We start from the raw sequence: 11,490 nt of genomic DNA, 5'->3' as shown, positions 1-11,490 counted from the left end.
TGAGGTGCGGCAACCGTCGAGCAAGGAAGCCTCCCACACGACCCGCTGGCCGGCGGCCGCAGCCGCCGTCCGTCCTCCAGGCCGGAGCGCGGGCAATCGTTGTTGGTTCAGGTCCGGCCGGAGCGCGGCGATTGCCCCCAGCCCCGTCCGGGGGACGGGCAGATCGCTGCCCGTCCCCCGGACCCGTCCAAGGGAAAGAGGGGGCACGGCGGCCCCGGGTCTCTTACCGCTTGTGGCCGTTGCCGTGTCCGTCGGGGTGCAGGACGACCTTGGTCCACCCCTCGTCACGGGCGTCGAAGTGCTCGTAGGCGGTGGGGGCCTCGTCCAGGCTGAGCTCGTGGGAGACGACGAAGCTCGGCTCCGCCTTCCCGCCGGCGATCAGATCCCGCAGTGCCCGGTTGTACTTCTTCACCGGGGCCTGCCCCGTGCCCATGTGCTGGCCCTTAAACCACATCATTCCGAAGTCGATCGGGACCTTGCCCTGCGCCTCCAGCTCGCCCTGGGCCTCCGCGCCGCCGGGGTCCTGGGGCAGGAACACGCCCACCACGCCGATGTCGCCGGTGAACCTGACCGAGTCGATCAGGCCGTTCAGCGTGAGGCTGGCGTCCTCGTGTCCCTGGGGGTCGTGTGCCTGGTAGCCGACGCATTCGCAGCCGTTGTCGGCGCCCAGACCGAGGGTGGCCTCCTTGACGACCTCCGCCGGGTTCTGCTCGGCGGTGTTGATCGGGATGGCCCCGATCTCCTCCGCCTTGCGCAGCCGGTCGGGCTGGTGGTCGGCCGTCCAGACGCGGCCGGCACCCTTGAGGAGGGCGGAGTAGGTCGCCATCAGCCCGACGGGACCGGCCCCGAAGACGATCGTCTGGTCGCCCGGCTTGACGTGGGCCATCTCGGTGGCGTGATAGCCGGTGGGGAAGATGTCGGCGAGCATCACGTAGTCGGTCTGCCGCTCGGCGGCGTCCTCGCCCAGACGCAGCGCGTTGAAGTCGCCGTAGGGCACGCGCAGCAGCTCCGCCTGGCCGCCCTGGTAGGGGCCCATGTCGGCGAATCCGTAGGCGGCTCCCGCGAGGGCGGGTTCCGGCTGCATGGTCAGGCAGTAGTTGGTCAGGCCCTGCTCGCACTGCTTGCAGAAGCCGCAGGCGATGTTGAAGGGCAGGACCACGTACTCGCCCACCTGGACCTTGCGGACGGCCGAGCCGACCTCCACCACCTGGCCCAGGTTCTCGTGGCCCAGGGTGCGGCCGGACTCGAACGAGGTGCGGCCCTCGTACATGTGCAGGTCCGAACCGCAGATGTTGGTGGTGGTGATCTTGACGATGATGTCGCAGGGATGTTCGATCTTCGCGTCCGGTACGTCCTTCACTGTGACCGTTCGCGGTCCTTCGTATACCGCTGCCTTCATGGTGACTTCCCTTGATGTCGCGGCATGGCGGTGATGGAGAGGGCGCAACGAGCCTGACTCTCGGAAGTGCTGCGACGGAGTCCGTGGCTCCGGCACGCCTCTGGAGGGCCGTTCACATGGATCAGGTGGAACGGTCGTTTTCGCCGCCGGCCCGTCAGGCGGAGCTTCGGCGCTCCGGCGGCATGCGGTGCGGGTCCCCGTCGCCCCCGAAGGGAAACGACTGATAAGCCGATTTTTCGCCCCCGACCGGCCACCGACCAAAGGCGCGTTTCCGACTCATGTCACCAGCTAGTCACCGTCGTCCTCGAGCATGCGGCGACGTTCCTGTTCGCGCTTGGAATAAGCGGCAACCCGGATCGCCTCGTCGCTCTCCAAGCCCGATCCCAGCGCGCCGCCCACCGTGGCGACCGAAGCGACGAACCAGGACAGCGTCCAGTACTCCGTGACGTGCAGCGGCGTTCGTGTCGTGGAAGCGAACAGCCGGTCGTTGAGGATGAACAGCGCCCACACCAGGTTGATGACCACCAAACCCGCGTAGCAGACGATCACCCCGATACCCACGGTCACGACCGTCGAGGCGTTGTAGAGAGCCGCCCTCTTCCTCGCCTCCGGCGAGACCTCATCCGTTCGATGCCACAGGTTCGCGTCCACGATCAGCCAGCCGATCATGAGAGCGACAGACCCGACCATGGCGATCACCAGGCGTGGCGTGCTCAGGGAGGTGGCCAGGTTCCAGATGGTGGAGTTCACGGTGGCGACTGCTCCCGTGGCGAGTGCGGCCGCCAGGGCTTTCGACAAGCCCGGCACCAGGCGCCACGGCCGGTTGGCGCGGACCATACCGCCGAGCACCCTCAGGTAACCGCGCGGCCCACTGACGACGTACCGCAGATCGGCGATCTCCTCCTCACCGACCTGGCCCGGATGGACGGGCGCGAGACGACCGATGAAGGGCCCCCGCAGCGGCTGACTTCCCGGAGGCCCCTCAGGCCCAGCCTGCAGGCCCGCCAAGCTGAGCACGGCTTCTTCCACGGCCTGCCGGGCCCTGGTCTGCAGTCGGAAGCCCCCCAGCGTGGGAAGCGACAGCAGCGCCAAGCCGTGTTCGTGACTCAGATCCACCACGAGCTTGCGCCCATGTGAGTGCAGCGGAAGGTCGGTGAGGGCCACGACGATGTCCCAGTTCCCCTCACTTCCGCGGTCCATGATCCGGCGCGTCAATGTGGACAGGTCCTCGGTCCCTGCGGTGAAGGGCTCACTGACCACCTCGACGTCGAACCGCCTCCCCTGGCCCGACCTGTCGGCGAGCCGATCAGGAAGCATCCGGGCCATGCGCTGCGCGATCTCCGTCGGCGCATCCGGATCCGCCATAAGAGCCACGACCGTAACGTCCTGAGACGACACCCGCATGGCTCCTTATCGTCGGCTGCCCCCACGATCGCGAGTGCCCACAGCTGCCCCCGAGGTAACACCGACGCCGCGTGACACGCCGGCCCCTGCCAGCTGGTGCGGGCGGTACGGTCAGATCTCTTCGTCCTCCCCGGGCAGGAGCTGCTCCACCACCGGGCCACATTGTTGCGTGCGCCACCGCGAACACCGGCTCCGCGCCACCTCGGCCGGCATCGCACGCCGCGCCACCGGACACCCCGCTTCGATGTCCTGCCCGGGAGTACGCAGGCAGGGGGCAGGCGAAGGCCCCGACTGGTTCGGGGGCCCCGGAGCGGGGCCCGGTGACGGCGCCTGTCGCGCGGTTCGCGGCGCGATCAGGTAATCAGGAACGGTGAACAAGGACGCGACCGACCCCTTCGTGCGTGTACGGGGCGCCGGTGAGAACAACCTGCGGAACATCGATGTCGACGTTCCGCGGGACGCGATGGTCGCCTTCACCGGCGTCTCCGGTTCGGGCAAGTCCTCGCTCGCGTTCGGCACGCTCTACGCGGAGGCCCAGCGGCGCTACTTCGAGTCGGTGGCACCGTACGCCCGAAGGCTGTTGCAACAGGTCGGTGCACCGCACGTGGAGGAGATCACCGGACTGCCACCGGCCGTGGCCCTGCAGCAGCGACGCGGCTCACCCAGCTCGCGCTCGACGGTCGGCACCCTCACCACGCTGTCCAATCTGCTGCGCGTGCTGTACTCCCGCGCCGGCACCTATCCGCCCCGGGCCGCACGGCTGGAAGCCGAGTCGTTCTCCCCCAACACCGCGGCCGGCGCCTGCCCGGAGTGCCACGGACTGGGTGTCGTGCACGACGTCGCCGAGGACCTGCTCGTCCCGGATCCCTCGCTGAGCATCCGCGAGGGGGCGATCGCCGCCTGGCCGGGCGCCTGGCAGGGCGCCAACCTGCGCAGCGTCGTGAGCGGCCTGGGGATCGACATCGACCGGCCGTGGCGCAGGCTCAGGAAGAAGGACCGGGACTGGCTGCTGTACACGGACGAGCAGCCCTCCGTGTACGTCGAGCCGGAGGAGGGCCGCGTCGACTACGGCTACCAGGGAAAGTTCTGGAGCGCCCGCAAGCACGTCATGCACGTCCTCGCCGACTCCAAGAGCGAGAAGATGCGCGAACGGGCGCTGCGGTTCGTCAGGAGTGTGCCCTGCCCCGCCTGTCATGGCAGCGGACTGCGGCCCGAGGCGCTCGCCGTGACCTTCGCCGGGCGGTCCATCGCCGAGATCAACGCGATGCCGCTCACCGAGGTCGTGGCGCTGCTGCGGCCTGTGGCGGGACGGTCCGAGGCCGACGCCACGACGTCGACCGCCCGATCCGGGGAGACGACCGAGGTCGCGGTCCGGATCTGCGGTGATCTGGTCGCGCGGGTCGAGGTGCTGCTCGACCTGGGCCTGGGATATCTCGGCCTGGGGCGCCGCTCGACGACCCTGTCGCCGGGCGAGGCGCAGCGCCTGCGGATCGCCACCCAGCTGCGCTCGGGGCTGTTCGGCGTCGTCTACGTCCTCGACGAACCCTCCGCGGGCCTGCACCCGGCTGATGCGGAACCGCTGCTGGACGTGCTGGACCGCCTCAAGACGGCGGGCAACTCGCTGTTCGTCGTGGAGCACGACATGGACGTCGTACGGCGGGCGGACTGGGTGGTCGACATCGGCCCCGGTGCGGGCGAGGGCGGCGGACGCGTGCTGTACAGCGGCCCGGTCGCCGGTCTTGAGCGGGTCGGGGAGTCGGCCACGAGCCGGTACCTGTTCGGGCGCGCCCGGCCGCTCGAGCACCGCCCGCGCACCCCGTACGGCTGGCTGCACCTGCGCGGTGTCTCCCGCCACAATCTGCACGACGTGTCCGTCGACGTACCGCTCCGCGTACTGACGGCGGTGACGGGCGTGTCCGGTTCCGGGAAGTCGACGCTGGTGACGCAGGTGCTCGCCGAGGTCGTCCGCGGCCACCTCGGACTCGTGCCCGAGGAGCCCGAGGAGGCGCGACTGGAGGTCGACGTCGAGGACGCGTCGGGGGTCGAGTCGTTCGACCGGCTGGTCCGGGTCGACCAACGGCCCATCGGTCGAACTCCCCGGTCCAACCTGGCCACGTACACCGGGATGTTCGACGCGGTGCGCAAGCTGTACGCGGCGACGGACGAGGCCAGGGCGCGCGGCTACTCGGCCGGGCGGTTCTCCTTCAACGTGGCCGAAGGGCGGTGCGATACCTGCCAGGGCGAAGGATTCGTCGCGGTGGAACTGCTGTTCCTGCCCGGCACCTACGCGCCGTGCCCGACCTGCGAAGGCGCCCGGTACAACGCCGAAACGCTGGAAGTCACCTATCGCGGCCAGAACATCGCGGAAGTACTGGCGCTGTCCGTCGACGCCGCCGCCAAGTTCCTGTCCGCCGTCCCGGCCGCCTCCCGCAGCCTGGAGACGTTGCGCGAGGTGGGACTGGGGTATCTGCGGCTGGGCCAGCCCGCGACGGAACTCAGCGGCGGTGAGGCGCAACGCATCAAACTGGCCACCGAACTGCAGCGAGCCCGGCGCGGGCACGCGCTCTACCTGCTCGACGAGCCGACGGCGGGGCTGCACCCCTCGGACATCGCGCTGCTGCTGCGCCAACTGCACCGGCTCGTCGACGCCGGCAACACGGTCGTCGTCGTCGAGCACGACCTGGCCACGATCGCCACCGCCGACTGGGTCATCGACCTCGGTCCGGGCGGCGGCGACGCGGGTGGGCGGGTGGTCGCGGCGGGACCGCCGGCCAAGGTGGCGAGGGCCCGCCGCAGCGCCACCGCGCCCTATCTCGCGGCCCGGCTCGCGCGCTCCTGACGACAGAATCGCGATCGCGAATCCCCGAGCACCTGCGGCGCGACCCGGTGGCCGGGTGGTCTCGCGCACCAGCGCGGTGCGCGAGTACGCTTCGGTCAGTTTCCTTGCGTGGTTGAACGCCTTCGCGTTCCGTTTCACCGTCATGCCGTTCACCGCCCTATCGACAGTCGTGTTCAGACGTCGGCTGCTGCCGCCCGGATGTCCTGTCGCGCCTGCCCCATCAGCTCGTTCAAGTCGCCGACCTCGGGAGTGAGTTCCCGCGCGCGGCGCTTACCGTCCGGGCGTCGGCGCGGGCAGTTCCTTCTACTCGCCGGGGACGACCGTTACGCGCCGCCGGACCGGCCCGGCAAGCCGGGCGGAGCATCCGGCGCCCACCGGAACTGCGGCGTCTACATGGTCATCGTTCTTCATCTCCGTCTCCTCGTGGGTTCGCGGCAGGCCGCGTTCTTCACCCGGCTCGGCGCAGTTCTGTTCTGCGGTTCCGGGGGGCTTCCGCGGTGGTCCATCGTGTTCACGCTCCTGCAGTGGTTCGCCGGCCCGCCATCGCTTGCTCGACCCACGAACGCAGGACGTGCGCAGATGCCGCGCCGGCCTTGCCGGCTAGCGTCTCGCCCTGGTCAGTCGAGGTCGCGGGCGACCTGTCCGAGGGCGTGGGGCTGACCATGCGACAGGGGCCGCACCAGGTGGCCCGGCCCACGCCGGGTTCCTACCGGTGCACACGGAGAGTCTCGAGCACTCCCCAGGGTCACGACCGGGTGGTTCGACGCCTGCGTCTGGCGAGTCAGGAATGCACAGGTCCGGTCGCCCCACGAGTACGAGAGAAAGGATCCACACATCTCGGGTAGCCGGCCCGTGAGCGGGTACGTGACATGCCGCTCGGTTCTCTGAAGGCTTCGAGGGACGGAGTGGTCGCATGGCCGGCCGTCGGGCGCACAGCCTGTACCACCGCTACTCCCACCGGAAGGGCAGCCTTCCGCGGGGCAGCGCCGGGCGGCACCCCACGGCCGCGCCCGCAGGGCCCCGCCCGCCCGCTCGCACCCCAGCCGACCATGCCCTCCACGAACTGGTCGCGCTCTCCCGCGCCCTGTTCGGCAGTCCGGACGAGGTCGAGATCCTGCGCCTGGCCATGGACCACATAGCCGCCGCGGGGCCATACAGTGCCGAGGCCGGATACCTCAATGTGGGCGGCGACCTGGTCCTCAGTCCGAGGAACGGGCAGATGCCTGCCTTGGCCGTGAGCCGGAGGGTGCGGGAGCTGGCCGGGCAGGACGGCAACGTCACCGTACCCGGCAGGCCCTGGGGCCGGGCCCTGGGGCTACGCGGACTTGAGGGCCTCCACGGCTACCTCGTGGTGACGTCCCGCTCCCGGCCCACCGAGGCCGAGCGAACTCTGCTCGCCACGCTCGTCCGGCACACCGCTGCTGCACTGTCAGTCGCTTTCGCCCATCGCCGCCGACGCGAGGACGCGCTGGAACTGCACCGACTGAGGGACGAACGCACAGCCCTCCAGCGGCAGCTGATCTCTGTGGTGGCTGAGCTGGGCTACGAGCGAGCCGTTCACGCCCTCATGGCCGGCGTCGCTGCCTCGGGTGGCGGCGAGGAAGCTGTCACCCGCGCACTGCACGGGCTCACTGGACTTCCTGCGCTGGTCGAGGACCGCTTCGGTCGGCTGAGGTCCTGGACCGGCCCCAGCTGCCCCGTCCCCTATCCCGAACCGGACCCCGTGCGCCAGGACGAAATGCTGCACGCCGTCGCCCGTCAGGCCGGGCCGGTGCGGATAAGGGACCGGCTGATCACCCTGATCCGCCCGCACGGCGAGATCCTGGGCGTGCTGGCCCTGGTCGATGTCCGGGACGAGGCCGACGAGCACACCGTGTTCGCGCTGGAACACGCTGCCGAGTCACTCGCCCCGGAGCTGACGCACCTGCGCAATCTGGCCGAAGTGGAGCTGAGGCTGCACCGCGAGCTGGTGGACGACCTCTTGGCAGGGACGGACGAGGCGAGCGCCTACGCCCGGTCCGAGGCAGTCGGACATGACCTGCACCGCAGCCACTACGTCGTCGTGGTGCAGTGGTCGAACCGGACCGCCGACGATTCCTTCGCACAGACCGTGGGGCGGGCGGCCTCTGCCGTGGGCATGCGCTCGCTGCTGACCCGACGCTCCGACCACGTCGTCCTGGTCGCCGACGACAGGCCGCACGCCCGCGCGCTGTACGAGGCGCTCGCCCGGGAGACCGGAACACGGTCCGGGACGATCGGGGTGAGCGCCCGTTCCGACTCCCTGAACGACATCCCCCACCACTACCAGGAGGCGCAGCGCGCCCTGGACGTGCGCCGCCACTCCCGCGACCGCTTCGGCACGGCGTTCTTCGACGAGCTCGGCCTCTACCGCATCCTGGGACCCGGCAACGATTACCGGGAACTGGAGACGTTCGTACAGGAGTGGCTCGGGCAGCTCATCGACTACGACTCCCGGCACCACGCGACCTTGGTGGAGACCCTGTCCCGGTACTTCGACTGCGGCGGCAACTACGACGAGACCGCAGAATCCCTCGCGATCCACCGCAGCACGCTGCGCTATCGGCTCCAGCGCATCCGCGACATCAGCGGCAACGACCTCGCGAACGTCGAGGACCGGCTGAACCTCCAGGTGGCGACCCGAGTGTGGAAGATCGTGCTGGGCGGGCCCGGCTGACGCCTCGCTGGAACTCCTGTGGGAGTGGTGTCAGCAGCGCTGAAGTGGGCGGGCCGGGCGGCGGAGGAGCATCTGGGCCGCCCTGCGGCTGCCGGGACGGCCGGCGACCTGGTCGAGCAGCCGGGTGCCGGCTGCGGAGTCCTGGATACCGGCCGCGGTGACCGGCACCGCCAGGAGGAGGCCTATAGGTCGGTCACGACGCGTCGCCTGCGGCCCACGATCTTCTTACCCGCATCCGTGCTCTGGCTGGCGGAGGGAACGCTCGGTGCGCCGCTCCCAGCGGACAGCGGGACGACCGGGGCGCGAGCCAACCGCACCAGCCCGGCCTTGGCCAGAGTCCCGTTGCGCGCCCGTGAGGGCGTTCGGCGAGCCCCGTCGATTCGCCGCATCTGCACCGGGGATACCGCGTATCCACCATCGATGCGCGCCGCATCGGTGCGCACTGCACGGCGGTGGTGTGGACCGACTGCCGCGCGGCACGCACCAGGCGTCCACGGTGGCGCGGTACTGGTGCGCACCGGCCTGGTGATTCAAGCGGCTGAGGAGTGGACACGGTCCCCATGAACGGCGCCGCCAGGCGGCGGTTCGCGAGCGACGCCTCCAGCGCCGCCCGACGCCGCGTGTACGGCCGGCCGGTCAGGTCGTCGCCTCGGTGACCAGGTCGCAGGCCACGAAGTGCGCCGGCCACTGCCGCGGTGCCTGGGGGGAGCCGTCCCGCGTCCGGCGAGCCGCTGCTGTAGCCGCTCGAACGCAGCCCGCCCCGCTCCCACAGCCCAGCTCGCCATGGAGAGTGAGGTCGACCGGCTCGTGGGTCAGCCCAGCACTTCTTCGATCGGGGCGTCGGCGTCCACGTAGCGCACGAGCTTGCGGTTCGCGAATTCCACGATGCCCATGTCGCCGAGTTCGCGCCCGTAGCCGGAGCGCTTGATGCCGCCGAAGGGCAGCTCCGGTCGGGACGCGGTCGGGTGGTTGATCCATACCATGCCCGCCTCCAGCCGGTCCGCGACTCCGCGAGCACGTTCGGGGTCGGCGGCGAAGACCGCGCCTCCCAGGCCGTAGGGGGAGGTGTTGGCCAGCGCCACGGCCTCGTCCTCGTCGGCGACCCGGTAGACCGTGGCGACGGGGCCGAAGAGCTCTTCCCGGTAGGCCCGCATGTCCGGTGTGACGTCGGTGAGGAGGGTCGGCTCGACGAAGGCGCCCGGCAGGTCGGGCCGCCCGCCGCCCAGCACCACCGTGGCTCCCTTGTCCGCCGCGTCACGAATCTGCTCCATCAGGAGTTCGGCCGCGGCCTCGGAGGACAGCGGGCCGAGCGTGGTGGCGGGATCGGCCGGATCTCCCGGTTGCACCTCGCTCATCCGGTCACGCAGCCCGGTGACGAAGGCGTCGTGGACGTCGGCAAGGGCGATGAAGCGCTTGGCCGCCACGCAGCACTGCCCGGTGTTGCCCATCCGGCCGAGGAACGCGGCGTACACGGTGCGCTCGAGGTTGTGATCGTCCAGCACGACGAAGGGATCACTGCCACCCAGCTCGAGGACGGACTTTTTGACATTGCGGCCGGCGATCTCACCCAAGCTCACGCCCGCCCGCTCGCTTCCGGTCAGTGATGCTCCCTGCACTCGCGAGTCATCGATGATCTTCCCGACGTCTCTGCCCCGCACGAAGAGATTGGTGTAGACCCCGGTCGGCACACCCGCATCCGTGAACAGCTGCTCGAGTGCCAGTGCGGACTGGGGGCAGCTACTCGCGTGCTTGAGCAGGATCGTGTTGCCGAGGACGAGGTTCGGACCCGCGAATCGGACGACCTGGTACAGCGGGAAGTTCCACGGCATCACACCGAGAAGGACGCCGAGCGGCTCGTTCACCAGCACGGCCGTGCCCTCGGGCACCGGCAGGGGTCGTTCTTCCAGCAGCTCGGGGCCGTGCTCGCCGTAGTAGGTGAGGATGTCGGACGCGAGGTCGACCTCTGCACGACTCGAGTTGATCAGCTTGCCGACCTCAAGGGTCAGGAGGTGCGCCAGTTCCTCCTTGCGCTCCCTCATGAGCCGGCCGGCGCGTTGCACGAGAGGCCCCCGGTCGGCCGTCGACCGGGCACGCCAGTTCGGAAAGCTACAGTGCGCCGCGTCGATCGCGCGCCCCACGTCCTCCGCGCTCAGCGCCGGGAACTCACGAACCCTTTCACCGGTGTACGGGTTGACCGTGGCGATGGGGCTTCCCTGGGCAGTGACATGGGCGTCCATGACGCCTCCCTGGAGTAGGGGCACCTCGGGTTTCCACGCATGGACCCGCTCACACGTGCTGATTCGTCCCATGCCACGGCAAGCTGTGGCACCCGGGTCCTCTGTGGTTCACGTCGAACGCGCAGAGTCGCCGCCCGAGTGCGGCTGCATCGGCGCTCTCATGGTGTGGCTCTTCGCCTGTGTGCAATACGACGAGCTCAACCTGGCCGGCGAGGCCCTGCACACCACGGTGCACGGAGGCGTCAAGCTGTGGGTAGTCGTGGTCACCGCCGTCCGTGGGCGGGCGCGGGCCGGGTCGGCGTGGCAGGCTTGCAGGGGATCGGCGCCGTTCGTCGCAACACCGCAGCGAAGGAGGACGACGCATGGATGAGGAGGAATTCGTCCGTACCGTCGCCGAGCGCACCGGACTGAGCCGGCAGGAGGCGGCGGACCTGCCTGGGCCACGCTCGAGACGCTGGCCCACAGGCTGAGTCCGGGGGAGGCCAGGGACCTGATCACCGAGCTCCCCGAGGGCCTCGCGGAGGCGGTGCGCCGGGGAACCACGGACCGCATCGAGCGCTTCGGCCACTACGACAGCGTGCGGCGCGTGGCCGAACGCACCATGCTCAAGGAGGACGAAGCCGACCGGGGTGTGCGGACCGTACTGGCCGTGCTCCGCGAGGCGATCAGCGAGAAGGAGTTCAACGACCTGATGTCGCAGCTCGGAACGGACTTCTCCCAGGCCCTCGAATCCGCAGGGTGACCCCGAATCCTTCGGCACGCCGACCGCGCCACGGCGGCAGCGGCCCGCACGCCGCGTGTGCGCCGGGGACGGACGGCACGGTGGGTGACACCCGCGGACCGCTGGTCCCTCGCGGTCGCCATGGCGTGAGGCGCACACGAAGGTGTGGTCATGACGGCTGAGCGTCAGCGGATG

General features: G+C 70.1%; 7 protein-coding genes. 3 read left to right on the top strand and 4 right to left on the bottom strand.

All coding sequences use genetic code 11. The features are described from left to right. Positions 1 to 223: 223 nt before the first annotated feature. Both ACFY01_RS02690 and ACFY01_RS02685 read right to left on the bottom strand, forming a co-directional pair. Positions 224 to 1,399: a glutathione-independent formaldehyde dehydrogenase gene (locus ACFY01_RS02690; protein WP_390733798.1), complete on the bottom strand. Its 1,176-nt coding sequence runs from the start codon at positions 1,397 to 1,399 to the stop codon at positions 224 to 226. Between the two features lie 288 nt (positions 1,400 to 1,687). Continuing rightward, the gene (locus ACFY01_RS02685) at positions 1,688 to 2,803 is read right to left on the bottom strand and encodes a hypothetical protein (protein WP_390733797.1); all 1,116 of its coding nucleotides are present in this window, start codon (positions 2,801 to 2,803) and stop codon (positions 1,688 to 1,690) included. Between the two features lie 370 nt (positions 2,804 to 3,173). Here ACFY01_RS02685 and uvrA point away from each other — a divergent pair, with 370 nt between their 5' ends. Both uvrA and ACFY01_RS02675 read left to right on the top strand, forming a co-directional pair. Continuing rightward, on the top strand, positions 3,174 to 5,642 hold the full coding sequence (gene uvrA, locus ACFY01_RS02680; protein ID WP_390733796.1) for an excinuclease ABC subunit UvrA: 2,469 nt from the start codon (positions 3,174 to 3,176) through the stop codon (positions 5,640 to 5,642). Between the two features lie 913 nt (positions 5,643 to 6,555). Further along, entirely contained in the window at positions 6,556 to 8,337 is a 1,782-nt protein-coding gene (locus ACFY01_RS02675) for a PucR family transcriptional regulator (RefSeq protein ID WP_390733795.1), read from the top strand. A 30-nt stretch (positions 8,338 to 8,367) separates the two neighbouring features. Here the strand turns inward: ACFY01_RS02675 and ACFY01_RS02670 are convergent, their stop codons facing one another. Together ACFY01_RS02670 and ACFY01_RS02665 are read right to left on the bottom strand one after the other, a co-directional pair. Further along, a complete protein-coding gene (locus ACFY01_RS02670; protein WP_390733794.1) occupies positions 8,368 to 8,505 on the bottom strand; it encodes a hypothetical protein in 138 nt (45 codons plus the stop codon). A 644-nt stretch (positions 8,506 to 9,149) separates the two neighbouring features. Next, positions 9,150 to 10,574: an NAD-dependent succinate-semialdehyde dehydrogenase gene (locus tag ACFY01_RS02665; protein ID WP_390733793.1), complete on the bottom strand. Its 1,425-nt coding sequence runs from the start codon at positions 10,572 to 10,574 to the stop codon at positions 9,150 to 9,152. A 376-nt stretch (positions 10,575 to 10,950) separates the two neighbouring features. On the opposite strand from ACFY01_RS02665, the gene ACFY01_RS02660 reads away from it, so the two are divergent. Next, a complete protein-coding gene (locus tag ACFY01_RS02660; RefSeq protein WP_390734028.1) occupies positions 10,951 to 11,316 on the top strand; it encodes a DUF2267 domain-containing protein in 366 nt (121 codons plus the stop codon). Positions 11,317 to 11,490 lie beyond the last annotated feature (174 nt).

Origin of the sequence: Streptomyces sp. NPDC001480, from assembly GCF_042894725.1 — a bacterium.
Classification (GTDB): domain Bacteria; phylum Actinomycetota; class Actinomycetes; order Streptomycetales; family Streptomycetaceae; genus Streptomyces.
This window is presented reverse-complemented; position numbering and strand designations above follow the sequence as displayed.

Coding starts and splice junctions, on each gene's coding strand:
- ACFY01_RS02690 (WP_390733798.1), bottom strand. CDS start 1,399: ATGAAGGCAGCGGTATACGAAGGACCGCGAACGGTCACAGTGAAGGAC.
- ACFY01_RS02685 (WP_390733797.1), bottom strand. CDS start 2,803: ATGCGGGTGTCGTCTCAGGACGTTACGGTCGTGGCTCTTATGGCGGAT.
- ACFY01_RS02675 (WP_390733795.1), top strand. CDS start 6,556: ATGGCCGGCCGTCGGGCGCACAGCCTGTACCACCGCTACTCCCACCGG.
- ACFY01_RS02665 (WP_390733793.1), bottom strand. CDS start 10,574: ATGGACGCCCATGTCACTGCCCAGGGAAGCCCCATCGCCACGGTCAAC.